This window comes from Brachybacterium vulturis, from assembly GCF_002407185.1.
Classification (GTDB): Bacteria; Actinomycetota; Actinomycetes; order Actinomycetales; family Dermabacteraceae; genus Brachybacterium; species Brachybacterium vulturis.
In genome coordinates, this window is the sequence record NZ_CP023563.1 from 2,339,447 (window position 1) to 2,356,657 (window position 17,211).

The 17,211-nt window shown below is 71.4% G+C and carries 17 protein-coding genes and 1 other RNA gene; 12 read left to right on the forward strand and 6 right to left on the reverse strand.

The window, feature by feature from the left end; all coding sequences use genetic code 11:
- Nucleotide 1 precedes the first annotated feature (1 nt).
- Genes CFK38_RS10515 through CFK38_RS10525 form a run of 3 tightly spaced genes read left to right on the forward strand, consistent with a single transcriptional unit; the run spans nt 2 to nt 2,588 of the window.
- A complete protein-coding gene (locus CFK38_RS10515; RefSeq protein ID WP_096803018.1) occupies nt 2-1,279 on the forward strand; it encodes an aminotransferase class V-fold PLP-dependent enzyme in 1,278 nt (425 codons plus the stop codon).
- Nucleotides 1,276-1,734, forward strand: a complete 459-nt coding sequence (gene sufU / locus CFK38_RS10520) for a Fe-S cluster assembly sulfur transfer protein SufU (RefSeq protein ID WP_096803019.1) — start codon at nt 1,276-1,278, stop codon at nt 1,732-1,734. The genes CFK38_RS10515 and sufU overlap by 4 nt, the downstream gene beginning before the upstream one ends.
- 5 nt (nt 1,735-1,739) lie before the next feature.
- Nucleotides 1,740-2,588 carry a Nif3-like dinuclear metal center hexameric protein gene (locus tag CFK38_RS10525; protein WP_157773447.1) on the forward strand — a complete coding sequence of 283 codons (849 nt, stop codon included), beginning with the start codon at nt 1,740-1,742 and terminating at the stop codon, nt 2,586-2,588.
- Between the two features lie 25 nt (nt 2,589-2,613).
- Here CFK38_RS10525 and CFK38_RS10530 read toward each other — a convergent pair whose 3' ends face one another.
- The 3 genes from CFK38_RS10530 to CFK38_RS10540 all read right to left on the reverse strand — a co-directional run bounded on the left by CFK38_RS10530 (nt 2,614) and on the right by CFK38_RS10540 (nt 4,353).
- On the reverse strand, nt 2,614-3,393 hold the full coding sequence (locus CFK38_RS10530; protein ID WP_157773448.1) for a YaaA family protein: 780 nt from the start codon (nt 3,391-3,393) through the stop codon (nt 2,614-2,616).
- 104 nt (nt 3,394-3,497) lie between these two features.
- The gene (locus tag CFK38_RS10535) at nt 3,498-4,028 is read right to left on the reverse strand and encodes a PspC domain-containing protein (RefSeq protein WP_096803022.1); all 531 of its coding nucleotides are present in this window, start codon (nt 4,026-4,028) and stop codon (nt 3,498-3,500) included.
- 1 nt (nt 4,029) lies between these two features.
- Complete coding sequence (locus tag CFK38_RS10540) at nt 4,030-4,353, reverse strand: PadR family transcriptional regulator (RefSeq protein WP_096803023.1); 324 nt, start codon at nt 4,351-4,353, stop codon at nt 4,030-4,032.
- A 199-nt stretch (nt 4,354-4,552) separates the two neighbouring features.
- Here CFK38_RS10540 and rnpB point away from each other — a divergent pair.
- Nucleotides 4,553-4,915, forward strand: an RNA gene (gene rnpB, locus CFK38_RS10545) — RNase P RNA component class A.
- A gap of 43 nt (nt 4,916-4,958) precedes the next feature.
- On the opposite strand, the gene ppgK is transcribed toward rnpB, so the two are convergent.
- Both ppgK and map read right to left on the reverse strand, forming a co-directional pair.
- The gene (gene ppgK / locus CFK38_RS10550) at nt 4,959-5,786 is read right to left on the reverse strand and encodes a polyphosphate--glucose phosphotransferase (RefSeq protein ID WP_096803024.1); all 828 of its coding nucleotides are present in this window, start codon (nt 5,784-5,786) and stop codon (nt 4,959-4,961) included.
- A 129-nt stretch (nt 5,787-5,915) separates the two neighbouring features.
- Nucleotides 5,916-6,803, reverse strand: a complete 888-nt coding sequence (gene map, locus CFK38_RS10555) for a type I methionyl aminopeptidase (protein WP_096803025.1) — start codon at nt 6,801-6,803, stop codon at nt 5,916-5,918.
- Nucleotides 6,804-6,840: 37 nt separating this feature from the next.
- Between map and CFK38_RS10560 the strand changes: the two genes are divergently transcribed.
- A complete protein-coding gene (locus CFK38_RS10560) occupies nt 6,841-7,059 on the forward strand; it encodes an SPOR domain-containing protein (RefSeq protein WP_245850995.1) in 219 nt (72 codons plus the stop codon).
- A gap of 25 nt (nt 7,060-7,084) precedes the next feature.
- Here the strand turns inward: CFK38_RS10560 and panB are convergent, their stop codons facing one another.
- Nucleotides 7,085-7,912, reverse strand: a complete 828-nt coding sequence (gene panB, locus CFK38_RS10565; protein ID WP_096803027.1) for a 3-methyl-2-oxobutanoate hydroxymethyltransferase — start codon at nt 7,910-7,912, stop codon at nt 7,085-7,087.
- A gap of 175 nt (nt 7,913-8,087) precedes the next feature.
- On the opposite strand from panB, the gene CFK38_RS10570 reads away from it, so the two are divergent.
- The 7 genes from CFK38_RS10570 (at nt 8,088) to CFK38_RS10600 (ending at nt 17,206) form a co-directional block, all read left to right on the forward strand.
- Complete coding sequence (locus tag CFK38_RS10570; RefSeq protein WP_157773449.1) at nt 8,088-8,645, forward strand: hypothetical protein; 558 nt, start codon at nt 8,088-8,090, stop codon at nt 8,643-8,645.
- A 39-nt stretch (nt 8,646-8,684) separates the two neighbouring features.
- On the forward strand, nt 8,685-10,022 hold the full coding sequence (locus CFK38_RS10575; protein ID WP_096803028.1) for a glutamine synthetase family protein: 1,338 nt from the start codon (nt 8,685-8,687) through the stop codon (nt 10,020-10,022).
- A 28-nt stretch (nt 10,023-10,050) separates the two neighbouring features.
- Nucleotides 10,051-13,176 carry a bifunctional [glutamine synthetase] adenylyltransferase/[glutamine synthetase]-adenylyl-L-tyrosine phosphorylase gene (locus CFK38_RS10580; RefSeq protein ID WP_096803029.1) on the forward strand — a complete coding sequence of 1,042 codons (3,126 nt, stop codon included), beginning with the start codon at nt 10,051-10,053 and terminating at the stop codon, nt 13,174-13,176.
- A 149-nt stretch (nt 13,177-13,325) separates the two neighbouring features.
- Nucleotides 13,326-14,243 carry an exosome complex component gene (locus tag CFK38_RS10585; RefSeq protein WP_096803030.1) on the forward strand — a complete coding sequence of 306 codons (918 nt, stop codon included), beginning with the start codon at nt 13,326-13,328 and terminating at the stop codon, nt 14,241-14,243.
- Between the two features lie 100 nt (nt 14,244-14,343).
- Nucleotides 14,344-14,580, forward strand: a complete 237-nt coding sequence (locus CFK38_RS10590; protein ID WP_096803031.1) for a helix-turn-helix domain-containing protein — start codon at nt 14,344-14,346, stop codon at nt 14,578-14,580.
- Complete coding sequence (locus CFK38_RS10595; RefSeq protein WP_096803032.1) at nt 14,577-15,551, forward strand: ABC transporter ATP-binding protein; 975 nt, start codon at nt 14,577-14,579, stop codon at nt 15,549-15,551. The genes CFK38_RS10590 and CFK38_RS10595 overlap by 4 nt, the downstream gene beginning before the upstream one ends.
- Nucleotides 15,548-17,206: an ABC transporter permease gene (locus tag CFK38_RS10600; RefSeq protein WP_096803033.1), complete on the forward strand. Its 1,659-nt coding sequence runs from the start codon at nt 15,548-15,550 to the stop codon at nt 17,204-17,206. The genes CFK38_RS10595 and CFK38_RS10600 overlap by 4 nt, the downstream gene beginning before the upstream one ends.
- Nucleotides 17,207-17,211: the final 5 nt, after the last annotated feature.

Below are 17,211 nucleotides of genomic sequence, written 5' to 3' on the forward strand. Positions count from 1 at the left end.
GGTGAGTGCACGCAGCAGAGAGTTCGACGTCGAGACGATCCGAGCAGACTTCCCGATCCTGTCCCGCATGCTCGATCCGGACACCCCGATGATCTACCTCGACGGCGGCGCCACCTCGCAGCGGCCGCGCCCGGTGCTCGACGCCGAGGTCGCGTATCTCACCCACGACCATGCCGCGGTCAAGCGCGGCGCGCATCGCATGGCGGGCGCGGCGACCGATGCGTACGAGGGCGCCCGCGAACGGGTCGCGGACTTCCTCGGCGCGCCCTCGCCGGACGAGGTGGTGTTCACCAAGAACGCGACCGAGGCGCTGAACCTCGTCGCCCACTCCCTGGGCAGCGGGGACGACTCCACCCCCGAGCGGCTGCGGGTGCGCGAGGGCGACGAGATCCTGGTGACCGAGATGGAGCACCACGCGAACCTGGTGCCCTGGCAGGAGCTCGCCCGCCGCACCGGGGCCCGGCTCCGCTGGATCCCGGTGGCCGAGGACTTCACCCTCGACCTCACGGACCTCTCCTCCCTGGTCACCGAGCGCACCAAGGTCGTCGCCTTCACCCACCAGTCCAACGTGCTGGGCACGATCACTCCCGTCGAGCGCCTGGTCGAGGCCGCCCGGGCGGTCGGCGCCCTGACCGTGCTGGACGCGGCGCAGTCCGTGCCCCACATGCCCGTCGACGTGGCCGCGCTCGGGGTCGACCTGGTCGCCCTGTCCGGGCACAAGATGCTCGGTCCCACCGGCATCGGCGTGCTGTGGGGACGCTATGAGCTGCTCGAACAGATGCCGCCGTTCCTCACCGGCGGCTCCATGATCGAGATCGTCGAGATGGACCACAGCACCTATGCGGAGCCGCCCGCCCGCTTCGAGGCCGGTACCCCGCCGGTCTCCCAGGCCGTCGGCCTCGCCGCCGCCTGCGACTATCTCGACGCCCTCGGCATGGAAGCCGTCGCCGCTCACGAGCAGGCGCTCACCCAGCAGGCGCTGACCGGCCTCGCCGGCATCGACGGGGTGCGGGTCATCGGTCCGGCCGCCTCCCCGCAGCGCACCGGTGCGGTCTCCTTCGACGTCGCCGGCCGTCACCCGCACGACGTCGGTCAGGTGCTGGTCTCGCTCGGCCTCCAGGTCCGGGTGGGCCACCACTGCGCCTGGCCGCTGCACCGCCGCTTCGGCCTGCACGGCACCACCCGTGCCAGCTTCTCCGTCCACACCACCGAGGCGGAGGTCGAGGCCTTCGTCGCGGGCGTCGCCCACACCGTCGAGTTCTTCGGATCCTTCTCATGAGCACACCTCTCTCCGCCCTGTACACCGAGCTCGTCATCGAGCACGACAAGCGCCCCCTGCACGCCGGTCTGCGAGAACCGTTCGGCGCCGAGGTCCAGCACGTCAATCCGACCTGCGGGGACGAGATCACCCTGCGCCTGCAGCTGTCCGCGGACGGCACGGAGCGGATCGAGGACATCTCCTACGACGCCGTCGGCTGCGCCATGAGCCGAGCTTCCGCGTCGATCATGGCCGACCTGCTGATCGGGCGGACAGTCGACGAGATCGAGCCCGTCCAGGCTCACTTCGAGGAGGCGATGCGCTCGCGCGGGCGGATCGACGGGGACGAGGAGCTCATCGGCGACGGGATCGCACTGCTGGGGGCGGCGAAGTTCCCGGCCCGCGTCAAGTGCGTGCTGATGCCCTGGAAGGCCTATCAGGCGGCGCTGGTCGAGACCCGCGCCCTGGGAGCGTGAGCGCGGTGACCGCACCGCAGAGCGTCGGCTCCGTGACCGGGATCCTCGAGGCCGCCTACCCGCTCGACTGGGCGGAGGCCTGGGACCGGGTGGGTCTGGTGCTGGGGGAGCGGGGCGCGGCCGTGCAGCGGGTGCTGCTCGCGGTGGATCCGACGGTCGCGGTGGCCCGCGAGGCGGTGGACCGCGGCGCAGAGCTGCTGATCACCCACCATCCCCTGCTGCTGCGCGGGGCGAGCTTCCTCCCGGCCGACGACGGCAAGGGCGCCGTGGTCACCCACCTGCTGCGGCACGGCACCGCCCTGTGGTGCGGGCACACCAACGTGGACCGCTCCACCCGCGGCACCGTCGGAGCCTGGATCTCGCTGCTGGATCTCCGCGCGGCGCAGCCGCTGCTGCCGGGGGAGACCGCGGAGGAGGCCGCGCACGGCTCGAGCCGCTTCGGCCTGGGCGCTGTGGGCTCCCTGCCCGTGGCCACCACCGTGGGGGAGCTGGCGGCCACGATCGCGGACCGTGTGCCGGCCACCGCTCGCGGGATCCTGCACACCGGTGACGCCGAGCGGGAGGTGCGCACGGTCGCCGTCTGCCCCGGGGCCGGCGACTCCTTCCTCGAGGCGGCCACGACCACCGGGGCCGACATGTACATCACCTCGGACCTGCGCCATCACCCCGCGCTCGAGCATCTGGACTCCGCCGCCGATCCAGCGGCGGTCCCGGCGCTGATCGATGTGCCCCATGCCGCGAGCGAGGCGCTCTGGCTGCCGCTGGCTCAGGAGCTGCTCGCCGAGGCGCTGCCCGGCCTCGAGGTGCGCCTCAGCCAGCACACCACCGACCCCTGGGGCGGGCGCGTCGGCTGAATGCCCACGCCGGCCGAGGACGGTCTCAGCCCACCCGGTCCACGACGACCAGCCGGTCGCCGTCGAGCTCGACCTGCAGGTGCGTGTCGAAGGTGCTGCGGACGACGTCGACGAGCTCATCAGCCGAGGTCGGTGTCCGCTCCGCTGCCAGCAGGGCTCTGGTCACCAATCCTCGATACCTCTTGGCGTCGTGGGAGATCACCTTTCTCACCCCGGAGCGCTCCTGGACCGGAGACACCTCGAGCACGCGCACGCCCTGGCCGCTGCGCATCGCCATCATCGAGCGGTACGAGCCGGAGCGGCAGTCGATGACCAGCGGGGAGTCGCCCTCTGCCTGTTCCCTGTGCAGCTCGGAGACGAGTGGTTTCAGACGTGGGGCCCACCAGGACCCGGCCTTGCCGAGGCGGGAGAGGGTCGAGCCGGCCGAGAGCCGATAGGCGGGAATCCGGTCGGCGCCGGCGTCGACCAGCCCGAACAGTGCACTCTGGACCAGCACCCGACGATCCTCGGCGGGGGAGTGGTCCTTCCGGAGCTGCTCGTACAGAACACCGGAGTAGACGGACAGAGCCTCGGCGGTCGGCTCGGACTCGATCCGCGCCATGCGGTCCAGGAGCTCGGGGGACGAGTCAGGCACCCCGAGCTTGGCGGCGCCGTCCGCCCCGACTGCGGTGCGCTGGGCGGCCCGCAGGACGGTGCTGCGCGCCGCGGTCAGCTCCGGCAGGCCGAGCGTCTCGAGATCCAGGCGATCAGCGCCATCAGCGGTGGGACGGGTCTTGGCCTCCGAGGGCGGCAGCAGGATCAGCACATGACCATTCTGGGCCGCTGGCATGGCAGGTGCTGGTCAGGGTCCGGGAGATGTTCGGCACGTCGCGACGGCGTCCAGTGCGGACGGGTGGGGTGGACGTCCGCTCATGCGGGCGAGCGCGGAGACTCGACCAGTCGCTCATAATCCTCCACCGACGGGACACGGGGCAGGACCAGCAGGAGTGCGAGATACACCAGGGCGAGCAGGCCGCCGGAGGCGAGCAGGAGGAAGAAGAGGATGGTGCGCACCCAATCGACCCTGAACTCGCCTCGTGCCGCGAGGCCCAGACAGATCCCGCCGAACCACTTCCCGCTGTCGATGCGGCACCAGAACCGACCCCGCGGTTCTCTGAGGGGCGAGGCGGCTGCGGAGTGCGGACTCTCCACCGGTCCCATGCCGGTCAACACCTCGGTCATCCGGGCGGTGTCGAGGGGTCCGGTCGCGTCGTGAGAGAGCTGTCTGAGCCGCTCACCGATCACGGACTCGAGCTCTCGGACGGTCTCATCGCCGTCCGGCTCCGTCGCCAGGGAGGAGCGTGCGTCGGCGAGGTAGTCGAGAAGGAGCTCCCGGGCGCTTCTGCTGATTTCGAAGGCGTCGGAATGTCCGCTCAGGCGGATACGTGCGGTCTCGTCCATGTCAGGGTCCGATCGTCTCGAGCATGTGGGTGAGCTGGATCCAGTACGCGCGGAATTCCGTGAGCTGCGCGGTGCCGGACTCCGTGAGTCTCAGGTACTTGCGCGGCGGTCCGGCCGGGGACTCCTGCCACTCATGGGCGAGCAGCCCATCGCGCCGGATCTTGTTCAGGAGCGGGTACAGCGTCCCTTCCTGGACGGGGAAGCCGACCTCGCGCAGCGCTGCGGCGATCTCCGCCGCATAGAGGGGGTGGGGTTCGATCGCGGCCAGGACCAGTGGCTCGAGCAGGCCTCGACGGAGGGCCGTCAGCTTCGAGCTGTTCTCCATGCCGGTACTGTATTGCGTCCTAGTACCTGTGTGCAACACCCCAGGGTTCGCGCGGGCGATGGGCCTCTCCTCAGCGCGTGGGGGGAGGCGCAGCTCTGGTGCGTCGCCGAGGTGGAGGCGTGGAGCTCCGTGTCGGGGGAGTTCGGCGGGGACGTCCCGGCCAGAGATGCTGAGGCTGACCGGTATGCTGAGTTCTGGACCAGTCGGCCGGGCAGCCGCGTCCTCGGGGCTCCGGCCCCGGGGCCGAGGAAAGTCCGGGCTCCATCCGGCACGGTGGTGGGTAACACCCACCCGGAGTGATCCGCGGGACAGTGCCACAGAGAGCAGACCGCCGCCGCACCCCTCGGGGCGCGGCGGTAAGGGTGAAAGGGTGGTGTAAGAGACCACCGCGGCCTCGGTGACGAGGTCGGCACGGTAAACCCCACCGGGAGCAAGGTCAGACAGGGAACGTTCGAGGGCGCCGGCCCGAGTTCCCGGGTGGACCGCTGGAGGTCGTCGGCGACGGCGATCGTAGAGGGATGGCTGCCGATCACAGAACCCGGCTTACAGGCCGGCTGGTCCGCCCCGCACCCTGCACGGGGTGCGGCGCGGGGTGCGCGCCGGGGCTATTTCGCCGCCCCGCGCTTCGCCCGCTCCTTCTCCTCCGCCTTCTTCGCCGCTTTCTCATCGGCCTTCAGCAGGGCCTTCTCCTCGCGGTGCGCGAGCACCGCGGCACCGACGATGCCGGCCCCGTTGCGCAGCGTCGCCGGCACGATCTCGGTCTTCAGGTCCAGCAGGGGCAGGAAATGCTTGTGCTTCTTCGAGACCCCGCCGCCGACGATGATGCGGGTGGGGCTGAACAGGAACTCGAGGTGGGAGAAGTACTCCTGGAGTCGGCCCGCCCAGGTCTCCCAGTCCAGATCCTGCTCATCCTTGATGGAGCTGGCCATGTAGCGCTCGGCGGAGTCGCCGTGCAGCAGCAGATGGCCGAGCTCGGTGTTGGGGACCAGGGTGCCGTCCACGAAGGTCGCACTGCCCACGCCGGTCCCGAGCGTGATCACCTGGACCACACCGGAGGTCCTGCGCCCGGCGCCGTACTTCATCTCGGCGATCCCGGCCGCGTCCGCGTCGTTGACCACGAAGACATCATGGCCGGTGCGCGCGGTCAGCAGCGCGTCGACGTCGGTCCCGATCCACGATTTGTCGACGTTCGCAGCGGTCTGGGCGACCCCGGCCTTGATCACGGCGGGGAAGGTGACGCCCACCGGCATATCGGTGGCGATGTCGAAGGAGGCGATCAGCTCCGCGACCGTGTCCGCCACGGCCTCCGGGGTGGAGGGCTGCGGGGTGGGGATGCGCAGCCTGTCCGCGGCGAGCTCGCCGCTGGACAGATCCACCGGGGCCCCCTTGATGCCGCTCCCGCCGATGTCGATCCCGAAGGCCTTCTTGCTCATCGCGTCTCCTGTGTGCCGTGGGCGGGCGAGAGGTCGCCCTGCAGGTCGAGGCACCGCATGCGGCGGTGCTCACGGCGGCCCAGGATACCCGCGCGCCGACCCCGGGGAGGGGGAGTTCAGCGCGCGGTCTCAGACCACCGTGAGCAGCTCCGGGCCCTCGGCGGTGATCAGCATCGTGTGCTCGAACTGCGCGCTGAAGGAACGGTCCTTGGTCACCACGGTCCAGCCGTCGTCCCACATCTCCCAGGCCTGGGAGCCGAGGGTGATCATCGGCTCGATCGTGAAGGTCATGTGCTCCTCGATCACGTCGTCGAACAGCGGGGCGGAATCGTAGTGGGGGATGATCAGTCCGTTGTGGAACCCCTCGGCGACCCCGTGGCCGGTGTAGTCCTGCACCGACTCCAGGCCGTGCCGGGCGGCGAACTTCTCGATCACGCGCCCGATCACGTTGACCTCACGGCCGGGGCGGGCCACCTTGACGCCGCGCATCATCGCCTCGTGGGCCCGCTCCACCAGCTCCTGGGCGCGCGGATGGACATCGCCCACCAGGAAGGTCGCATTGCAGTCGCCGTGCACCCCGCCGATGTACGCGGTGACATCGACGTTGAGGATGTCCCCGGATCGCATCACGGTGGAATCGGGGATCCCGTGACAGATCACCTCGTTCAGGCTCGTGCAGCAGGACTTCTCGAAGCCCAGGTAGCCGAGCGTCGAGGGGTAGGCGCCGTGCTCGAGCAGCACGTCGTGGACGACCGCATCGATGTGGTCGGTGGTCACGCCCGGCTGTGCGGCCTCGCCGGCGGCCTGCAGCGCGAGCGCCGCGATCCGTGACGCCTCCCGGACCCGGGCGATCACATCGGCGCTCTGGACGAACGGACCGGAGTCGGAGACGGCTTCGTCCTTGCCGACGTACTCCGGGCGCTCGATGTTCCCGGGGACGGGGCGGCGTGGGGTGGGGACGCCCGGCACGAGCACCTCGCGGTCTTCGGGACGGAACCATTCCTGCTCTACAGTCATGCCTACCAGTCTCTCACCGACTTCGAAGGAGACCGACGTGACCGAGGGCACGCAGTACTACTTCAACCTGACCAACGGCACCGTGGAGGAGGGGCACCAGTCCCCGGGCACGGAGCTGATGGGCCCCTACGCCACGCGCGCGGAGGCCGAGCGCGCGCTGCAGACCGCGGCGGAGCGCAATCAGTCCTGGGATGAGGAGAACGCGCAGTGGGAGGGCTACGGGAGCGAGGGCTCGGGCTCCGACGGGCCGCGCTGAGCTGTCCGATCCGTCTCCCGCAGGCTCACTCGAAGGAGTGCTCGGGTCCGGGGTAGCTGCGCTCGGCCACCTCGGCCCGGTACTGCTGGGCGGCCCGCTCGAGCTGCGGGCGCAGCTGCGCGAACGTCTTCACGAACTTCCCCTGGAAGCCGGAGAGCCCGGCCATGTCCTGCCACACCAGCACCTGACCGTCGCAGTCGGGGCCGGCCCCGATGCCGATCGTCGGCACCGCCAGCGACGCGGTGACCGAGGCGGCGACCGCCGCCGGGACCAGCTCGAGCACGATCGCCGCCGCGCCCGCCGACTGCAGTGCGAGCGCATCCTCGCGCATCTTCTGCGCGCCCTCCGGGTCCCGGCCCTGCACCCGGTGCCCGGACAGCGAATTGACCGACTGCGGCGTGAAGCCGAGGTGGCCGAAGACGGGGATCCCCGCCCGCGCCAGCGCCCGCACCTGAGGCGCCACCTCCTCACCGCCCTCGAGCTTGACCGCGCCGGCCCCGGCGCGCACCAGCTCGACGCTGTGGCGCAGCGCATCGTCGGGACCCGCCTCGTAGGTGCCGAAGGCGAGATCGGCGACCACCAGGGGACGGGTGACGCTGCGGGCCACTGCGCCGGTGAAGGTCAGCATGTCCTGGTGCGTGGTGGAGGTGGTCGAGTCGTAGCCGAGCACCGTGGTGCCCACGGAGTCGCCCACCAGGAGCACCTCGACCCCGGCGGCCTCGAAGGCCTTCGCCGCGAACTGGTCGTAGGCGGTGAGCATCGCAAAGGGCCGACCCTGCTCCTTGGCCTGCTTCAGGTGTCGCAGTCGGATCGTGGCCGGGCCGGCGATGCCGGCCGAGGGCTCAGTGCTCACGGGACGCTCCTGGCGGTGAACGGGACGAATGGTCTGCGGGCCAGCATATCCTCGTCGCCTGCTCACCGATCCTCGTCGATCCCGCCGCCGCGACCCGGCGGCGCTGTCACCGGCGCGCCGGACTGTGCGAGTCTGGTGCCGGTCGCCACCGCGGCGGCCTGGGAGGAGAGCCGTCGTGACGACGATGCGCAGCATTCTGCGGGGCACCGCCACCGGCATGGGGGCCATCGCCCTGCTGTGGGGAGCCGCGGCCTGCACCGGCGGCGAGGAGGCGTCCCCGAGCGCACCGCAGTCCCCGTCGGCGGAGGCGGATGACCAGCCGACCGACGCCCCCACCACCGAGGCCGCGACCGAGAACCCGGCGAGCGACGGGGGAGGGGAGAGCCCCTTCAGCGACGCGGAGCTCGAGGCCGCCTCCCAGCGCTTCGTCGAGGTGCTGCAGGTGCTCGACGATCAGGACTGGGAAGCCGCCTGCGGCATGGTCCTGGACCCCTCCACCGGGACCGCCCCCGAGGGCGAGCGCCTCCAGGACTGCGTCGACGGGGTGGAGCCGGTCATCGGCGATCGCGCCGAGCAGCTCGCGCCCGGGGCCTTCGATGCGATCGACACCTCGATGGTCGAGGCGAGCGATAACGGGGACGGCACCGTCTCCCTCAGCGTGCTCGGCAACGACCTCGGCATCCCGATGGCCCCCGGGGACGACGGCCGCTGGTACCTCGTCATCCCCTTCTGAGCGCTGCTCTCGTCCACCGCGCTGAGGCACACTGGGCGCATGGGACATCTCCACGACGACGTCATCCGCACGGTCTCCGACAGCGATGTGCGGTTCATCCGGCTCTGGTTCTGCGACATCGCCGGGACGCTGAAGTCCATCGCGATCTCCCCGTCGGACCTCGAGACCGCCTTCACCGAGGGCATCGGCATCGACGGCTCGACCATCGAGGGCCTCACCCGCAGCTTCGAGTCGGACATGATCCTGCGCCCGGACCCGGCCACCTTCGAGCTGCTGGCCTGGCGAGGGGAGACCAACGCGACCGGCCGGATGATGTGCGATGTGCTCACCCCGGACGGCGAGCCCGCCGCCAGCGATCCGCGCCGCGTGCTGCGCGACGCGCTGGGCCGCGCCGAGGAGAAGGGGCTGGAGTTCTTCACCCATCCCGAGATCGAGTTCTACCTCTTCGAGGAGCCCTATCGGCAGGGGGAACCGCTGCGGCCGATCGACCATGCCGGCTACTTCGACCACGTCCACCGCGGACAGGGCCAGGACTTCCGCCGCACCGCCATCCAGCACCTGGAGGCGATGAACATCCAGGTCGAGTTCTCCCACCACGAGAACGGCCCCGGTCAGAACGAGATCGACCTGCGCTACGCCGATGCGCTCACCACCGCCGACAACATCCTCACCCTGCGCACCGTGGTCAAGGAGGTCGCCCTGTCGATGGGGCAGGTGGCCACCTTCATGCCCAAGCCGATGATCGACCAGCCCGGCTCCGGGATGCACACCCACCTCTCCCTGTTCCAGGGCGGCAAGAATGCCTTCCATGCCCCGGGCGCCGAGTACGGCCTCTCCCGGATGGGCCGGCAGTTCATCGCCGGACTGCTGCGGCACGCCCCCGAGTACAGCGCCGTGACCAATCAGTGGGTGAACTCCTACAAGCGCCTCTGGGGAGCGCAGGAGGCGCCGAGCTACATCTGCTGGGGCCACAACAACCGTTCCGCCCTGGTGCGGGTGCCGTTCCACAAGCCCACCAAGGGCACCAGCTCCCGGGTCGAGTTCCGCGGGCTGGACTCCTCGGCCAATCCCTACCTCGCCTTCTCCGCGCTGCTGGCCGCCGGGATGGCGGGCATCGAGGGGGAGTACGAGCTGCCCGAGGGCTCGGAGGACGCGGTCTGGGATCTCACCGAGCGCGAACGTCGCGCGATGGGCATCGAGCCGCTGCCCACGGACCTCTTCCGTGCGCTCGAGGCCTTCGAGGGCTCGGAGCTGATGGCCGGCACCCTGGGGGAGCAGGTCTTCGAGTTCTTCCTGCGGGACAAGCGCCAGGAGTGGCAGCGCTATCGCGAGCAGGTGACCGACCACGAGCTGCGCTCGACCTTCAGCCGCGTCTGAGGGCGCCGCGTCAGAGAGAGGAGAGCCCGTGAGCACCGACCCACCCACCACCACCGGAGTCCTCGCCCGCCTGGGATTCAGCAGCACCGACCGGGTGCGCCGGTTCCTGGACGAGCCGGCTCTGGCCGGACTCGGGGACGGCGCCGCGGCGGCGCTGGGCCGGACCGCCGACGGCGATGACGCCGTGCTGGGACTGCTCCGGCTGGCGGAATCGGCGCAGCAGGACGGTCAGGACGCCCTGCTGACGGAGTTCCTCGACGGGATCGGTCAGGAGGGCTCGGCCGGGCAGCGGCTGATCACCCTGCTGGGCACCTCGGTGGCGCTCGGTGACTTCCTCACCCGCCATCCCGAGAAGCTCGCCCTGCTGCGCGAGGGGGACGACGAGCTGGCCGTCGCGGCCGATGCGGTGCGACGGGACCTGCTCGAGGCCGTCGGCGCTGATCCCGATGCCGAGGTGCCGGTGGCGGGGGACTCCGGTCGGGAGGTGCGCGACGCCCTGCGCATCGCCTATCACGGCCGGCTCACCCAGATCGCCGCGGCCGACGTCTGCTCCGCGGATCCCGTCGACCTCCAGCCCCGCGTCTCCGGGGCCCTCAGCGACCTCGCCGATGCGGCGCTCGAGGCGGCCTCCGCGATCGCCCGCGCCACCGTGGAGGATCACCGGAGCGTGCGCTGGGCGGTGATCGCGCTGGGCAAGACCGGCGCACGTGAGCTGAACTTCCTCTCCGACGTCGACGTCATGCATGTGGTCGCCCCGGCCGCGCACCTGGTGGCCGAGGACGGCGAGATCGGCTCCGAGGTCGAGGAGGACCTCGTCGCCATCGGCTCCGCCCTGGCCCGTGAGCTCGCCCGCGCCTGCTCCGAACGGACCGGGGAGGGATCGCTGTGGCAGGTCGACGCGAACCTCCGGCCCGAGGGCAAGGACGGCCCGCTGGTGCGCACCGTGGCCTCCTACCGCCGCTACTACACCGAGTGGGCGAAGTCCTGGGAGTTCCAGGCCCTGCTGAAGGCCCGGGCGGCCGCCGGCGACCGGGAGCTCGGCGACGGCTTCGAGACCATGGTCGAGCCCTGGGTGTGGCAGGCCTCCACCCGCGAGGGCTTCGTCGAGGATGCCCGGGCGATGCGCCGCCGGGTGGTCGCCCATATCCCCCGCGCCGAGGTGGAGCGCAACCTGAAGCTCGGCCCGGGCGGGCTGCGGGACGTGGAGTTCACCGTCCAGCTGCTGCAGATGGTCCACGGCCGCGCCGATGAGGTGCTGCAGGGCCGCTCCACCCTCGATTCCCTCGCCCGGCTCGGCGAGGGCGGGTACATCTCGCGCGATCACGTGGCCGAGATGGATATGGCCTACCGCTTCCTGCGCTGCGTCGAGCACCGGCTGCAGCTGCACCGGATGCGCCGCACCCAGGTGCTGCCCACGGCCGCGTCGGACCTGCGCCGCCTCGCCCGCAGCCTGCGGATGACGCCCGACGAGTTCCACCAGCGGTATCAGCGCACCCGGCGCCGGGTGCGACAGCTGCACGAGGAGATCTTCTACCGGCCGCTGCTGCTGACCGCCTCCCGGCTCAGCGACGGCCAGATCCGGCTGAGCACGGAGGACGCCTCCGCCCGGCTGGCCGCGATCGGCTACCGCGATCCCGCCCGCGCCCTGGGCCACATCGCAGCACTGACGGAGGGCATCTCCCGGCGGGCGAAGATCCAGCGCCAGCTGCTGCCGGCCATGCTCGAATGGTTCGCCGACGGCGTCGATGCGGATCTGGGGCTGCTGGCGTTCCGCCGGCTCTCGGACACCATCGGCTCGGCGCACTGGTACCTGGGCCTGCTGCGCGACTCCGGGCTCGCCGCCAAACGGCTCACCGGGGTGCTCTCCGCGGGCCGCTACGTCGGCGAGCAGCTCGAGCAGATCCCCGAGGGGGTGCGCTGGCTCGCCCGCGACTCCCAGCTGCGACCGCTCGCCCGTGACGTGCTGGGACGCGAGTTCCTCGCCGTGATCTCCCGGGTCGACGAGGCCGAGGAGGCCCGCGACGTGCTGCGCCGCACCCGCAATCGGGAATTGCTGCGCATCGCCCTGGCCCACCTCACCGGCGTGGCGAGCCCGACAGAGGTCGCACGGGCCCTCACCGACCTCGCCGAAGCGGTGCTCGAGGCCGGGATGCTGGTGGCGCTGCACGTGGTGGCCCGCGAGCGGGACGCGGTGGGAGAGGACGCCGAGACCCTCGACAGCGAGCCCGAGATCGACGTCGGGACGGCGCTGCGCCTGCGCGAGAAGCGCTCCGATCCCGCCCGGGCGCTGCGCATCGAGATGGCGATCATCGCCATGGGCAGCTTCGGTGCCCGCGAGATGGGGTATTCCTCGGACGCCGACGTGCAGTTCGTCGTGGTCGACCGCGGGGCCGGGAAGGCTGCCGTGGAGATCGCCGGGGCGGTCGCCACCCAGACCCAGAAGATCCTCAACGCTCCCACCGCCCGCGCGGACATGCGGGTCAGTGCGGATCTGCGACCCGAGGGGAAGGTCGGGCCGCTCGCGCGCAGCCTCGAGTCCTGGAGGGACTACTACCGTCGGGACGCCGAGACCTGGGAGAAGCAGGCCCTGCTGCGGGCGCGGCCCGTCGTCGCCTCCGAGGCGGTGGCCGAGCAGCTGCGCGAGGAGATGGACCGGCACCGCTACCCCGCGGGCGGGCTGTCGGCCTCCGCGCGGCGGCAGATCACCCGGATGAAGGCGCGGGTCGAGTCCGAGCGACTGCCCCGCAATGCGGACCCGTCCCGTCACGTGAAGCTCGGCCGTGGCGGCATGACGGACGTGGAGTGGACCGCGCAGATCCTCGCGCTCGAGCACGGCCATGAGGTCGAGGGGCTGCGCACCCCGCGGACCCTCGAACAGCTGGAGTCGGCGGCGCAGGCGGAGCTGCTGCCGGTGCGGGAGGTCAAGGAGCTCACCGAGGCCTGGACGCTGGGCTGGCAGATCCGTCGCAGTCTGTTCCTGTGGAAGGGGAAGGAGGGCGATGTGCTGCCCACCGACCGCCACGACCTGCGCGCGCTGGCGCTGCTGATCGACGGGGCCGACGGTTCCGCCTCCGAGCTCGAGGAGCGCTACCTGCGCGTGACCCGTCGGGCGCGGAGCGTCGCCGAGGAGGTCATCTTCGGTCCGCAGGACTGATCCCCCTCCCGACGACACCGCGCGATGTGATCCGTGGTCGTGCCTCGGCGCGTCCGCTGCGGATCCCGCCCCGGCCGCGCGCCCCGCGGCGTACGGTGTCCATCGATCGTCCCGACGCCGTCCGGCGTCGCCCGCCACCGTGAGGACCCATGACCACGCCCTCCCTCAGTGCCGACACCCCGCGCGGCCGCATGTACCGCCTCGAGCCCGACGGCCCGCTGATGTACCCCTCGATCACCACCGTCGCGGGAGCGCGGGCGAAGGACTTCCTGCAGGGCTGGTACGCGACCATGGCCTCGAAGCGGGCGCTGGAGATGTACTCCTGGCTGGATCGCAATCCCCACCGCGCCGCCGCCGAGATCTCCCGCGTCACCCGGGACCGCTGGGGCAGCCAGAAGCGCATCGCGGCCGCCGCCCCGGAGTACACCCGCACCGCTGCGGACTTCGGCACCCTGGTGCACGCGGTGTGCGAGGAGTGGGGGACCAGCGGCACCCGCCCCGACGCCGCGGGGATCGGCGCGATCGTCGAGCAGATGCGCACCGAGCAGGGCTGCTTCGCGGCCGAGCAGGATCCGCAGGCGCTGCTGGCCCGGGTCGCGGTGCGGCTGGACGGCTACGCCCGCTTCCTGGACGACTTCCAGCCCGAGTTCCTCGAGGTCGAGCAGACCGTCGTGAACCACACCGTGGGCTATGCCGGGACCACCGATGCGATCGTGAAGATCGGCAACACCCAGCTCAGCGCCGACATCAAGACCTCGAAGAAGGTGCGCGGCGACTACGCGCTGCAGGGCGTGGCGGTGTGCCGGGCGGAGCTGCTGCTGGACAACGACGGCACCACCCGGGAGATGCCGGACCTGACCGGTGCCTTCGTGATCCACCTGCCGGAGGCCGGCGGCTACCAGGCGGTGCCGCTGCGCACCGGCGATGCCGAGTTCGAGGTGTTCCGCGCCCTGCGGGCCAGCTGGTCCTTCGATCCCGACCAGTGCGCGCTGCAGCCCGCCACCGGCCCCAAGGACCTGCTGCTGTCGCTGCTGAAGGCCAAGGGCGGGATGGACGCGCTGGGCTGAGCTCCGGCTCCACCGACACGAGACAGCGAACTCCCGTGCCCTCCGTCGACCACGCGTATGGTGTATTGAACGTCAGTTCGACCATCGTTCGGAGGTCGCCATGGAACCTGCGACATCCGCCGACGAGCGCATCCTCCGCGCTGCACCGCAGCGTTTCGCGGCCGACGGGCTCTCGGCGTCGCTGCGGGCCGTCGCCTCGGGCGCCCGGGTCAGTGCGGGCCTGCTCATCCACCATTACGGCTCCCGCGAGCAGCTGCTCGCTGCCTGCGACCGACGGGCACCGGAGGTCACCAGGGAGAACGAGCTCGACCTGATGACCGGCGGGAACGCCGCATGACCACCACCGGCAGCACCAGCCCGGAACCCGCCACCCCTGTCTCCGCCACCCCCGATGCCGCGATCACGGTGCGGGATCTCACCAAGACGTTCGGCCGCACCCGCGCCCTGGACGGCTTCGACCTCACCGTGCCGCGCGGGCAGGTCACCGGATTCCTGGGGCCCAACGGCGCCGGGAAATCCACCACCATCCGCGTGCTGCTGGGACTGCTGCGGGCGACCTCCGGCACCGCCGATGTGCTCGGGATGGATCCGTGGACCCACGCCGTGCAGATCCACCACCGCCTCGCCTACGTGCCGGGGGACACGAACCTGTGGCCGAACCTCACCGGGGGAGAGGCGATCGACGTGCTCACCCGCGGCGAGAGGGGGGCTGCGCATCGGCGCCGTCGCGAGGAGCTCATCGCACGGTTCGAGCTGGATCCCACCAAGCGGGCCCGCACCTACTCCAAAGGCAACCGGCAGAAGGTCGCGCTGGTCGCCGCGCTCTCCCGGGACGTGGACTTGTACATCATGGACGAGCCCACCTCGGGACTGGATCCGCTGATGGAGGCGATCTTCACCGACGAGGTCGTCCGTCTGCGGGCCGACGGGCGCACCGTGCTGCTGTCCAGCCACATCCTGGCCGAGGTCGAGAAGCTCTGCGACACGGTCACCATCATCCGCGCCGGCAAGGACGTCGAGTCCGGCACCCTCGCCCAGCTGCGCCACCTCACCCGCTCCACCGTCGCCGCGACGAGCGGCGCGGACACCGCGCAGCTCGCGGCGACCGGGGGTGTGCACGATCTGGTCGTCGACGGGGACCGCCTGCGCTTCGACGTCGACGACGCCGCCGTCCACGACGTGCTGCCCGTGCTGGCACAGATGCAGGCCACCAGCCTCACCATCACCCCGCCCTCCCTCGAGGATCTCTTCCTGCGCCACTACGGCGACGACCTCGCCGCCGACACCGACGGAGAGGAGGAGTCTTGACCACCGCTGCCCGTCGGCCGTCGACTCGGCCCACCCATCGGGCCGCTCCGGTCCCCGCCTCCCCGCTGACGGGGCTGGGATCCCTGGAGCGGCTGTACGGACGGCTCTCCCGCCGCGCGGTGCTCGTGTGGACACTCGCGATGCTGGTCCTGGTGCCCGCCTCAATCCTCGCCATCGAGGAGGCCTATCCCGATCAAAGCGCGCTCGACGCCCGGGCGGCCCTGCTGGACAACCCCTCCGCCGTGATGATGACGGGCCCTGCCTTCGCCATGGACCGGTACACCCTCTGGGCGATGGTGGCCAATGAGCTGTTCCTGTACATCCTCATCCCGGCCGCGATCATGAGCGTGCTGCTGACCGTGCGCCATACTCGCGGCGAGGAGGAGGCGGGACGGCTGGAGATGACCCGGGCTCTGCCCACCGGGCGGCTCGCCCCCGGCGTCGCGGCCCTGGTGGTCGTCACGATCGCGAACGCCGCCCCCGGCGCCGCAGTCGCGATCGGCACCCTGCTGGTGGGCGGTGCGACGGCGGACTCTCTCGCCTTCGGGCTCGCGACCGCATTGACGGGGATGGTCTTCGCCGGTATCGCGGCGGTGACGGCTCAGCTGACCGAGCATGCCGGCACCGCCACCGGGATGGCGCTGGGGCTGCTGGCACTCGCGTTCATGGTGCGCGGCATCGGGGACGTCATCGACCGGCAGGGCTCGTGGCTGTCCTGGTTCTCGCCGCTGGCCTGGGCCCAGCAGACCCGCGTGTTCGTGGACCTTCGCTGGTGGCCGCTGCTGGTCTCCCTCGCGGCGGTGATCGCCCTGCTGGTGGTGGCCGGGGTGCTGTCCCGTCGTCGTGACGTGGGCTCGGGGCTCCGGGCCGCCACCGGAGGCCCGGCCTCTGCATCTGCCGCGCTGCTCGCCCCGGGCGGGCTCGCCCGACGCTTGGTGACCGGGACGATGATCGCCTGGGCGATCGGACTGTTCCTCTTCGCACTCGCCTTCGGCTCGCTCGCCTCCTCGCTCACGGACGTCGTCGCGGAGATCCCGGCGATCGGGGAGTGGGCACCGATCTCGATGGACGACCTCACCGGCTCGTTCTCCGCGTACGTGCTGAGGATGCTGGCGATCGGCCCGGCCGTCCTGATCGTCTCCGGGACACTGCGGATGCGCAGCGAGGAGACCGCCGGGCGCCTGGCCGGTGCGCTGGCGGGCGGGACCTCTCGAGTGCGCCTGGCCGGGACCTGGTTCCTGGTGGTGCTGCTGGAGGCGGCAGCGCTGCAGGTGCTGCTGGGCCTCGGCGTGGGGCTCGGGGTCTGGGCCGCGACCGACGACACCGTCTGGATCGGCGACATGACCCTCGCCGCGCTCGCCTATCTGCCCGCCATCGCCCTCTGCGGTGCCTTCGCGCTCGCCCTGTACGGCCTGCACCTGCGCCTGACGGGTCTCGCCTGGGCGTGGGTGGTCTATGCCGCGCTGGTCGTCTTCCTCGGGGACCTGCTGGGACTGCCCGAGGCGGCGCTGGACGTCTCTCCGCTGCATCACGTCCCGCTGCTGCCCTCGGCGGAGTTCGACTGGCTCCCGCTGCTGGTGATGGGCGTCCTCGCCGTGGTGCTGGTGACCGTGGGCCTGGTGGCGGTGCGGCGACGGGATCTGGCCGCGGGGTAGCGGCG

Coding starts and splice junctions, on each gene's coding strand:
- sufU (WP_096803019.1), top strand. CDS start 1,276: ATGAGCACACCTCTCTCCGCCCTGTACACCGAGCTCGTCATCGAGCAC.
- CFK38_RS10535 (WP_096803022.1), bottom strand. CDS start 4,028: ATGGACGAGACCGCACGTATCCGCCTGAGCGGACATTCCGACGCCTTC.
- CFK38_RS10540 (WP_096803023.1), bottom strand. CDS start 4,353: ATGGAGAACAGCTCGAAGCTGACGGCCCTCCGTCGAGGCCTGCTCGAG.
- ppgK (WP_096803024.1), bottom strand. CDS start 5,786: ATGAGCAAGAAGGCCTTCGGGATCGACATCGGCGGGAGCGGCATCAAG.
- map (WP_096803025.1), bottom strand. CDS start 6,803: ATGACTGTAGAGCAGGAATGGTTCCGTCCCGAAGACCGCGAGGTGCTC.
- CFK38_RS10575 (WP_096803028.1), top strand. CDS start 8,685: ATGGGACATCTCCACGACGACGTCATCCGCACGGTCTCCGACAGCGAT.
- CFK38_RS10585 (WP_096803030.1), top strand. CDS start 13,326: ATGACCACGCCCTCCCTCAGTGCCGACACCCCGCGCGGCCGCATGTAC.
- CFK38_RS10590 (WP_096803031.1), top strand. CDS start 14,344: ATGGAACCTGCGACATCCGCCGACGAGCGCATCCTCCGCGCTGCACCG.
- CFK38_RS10595 (WP_096803032.1), top strand. CDS start 14,577: ATGACCACCACCGGCAGCACCAGCCCGGAACCCGCCACCCCTGTCTCC.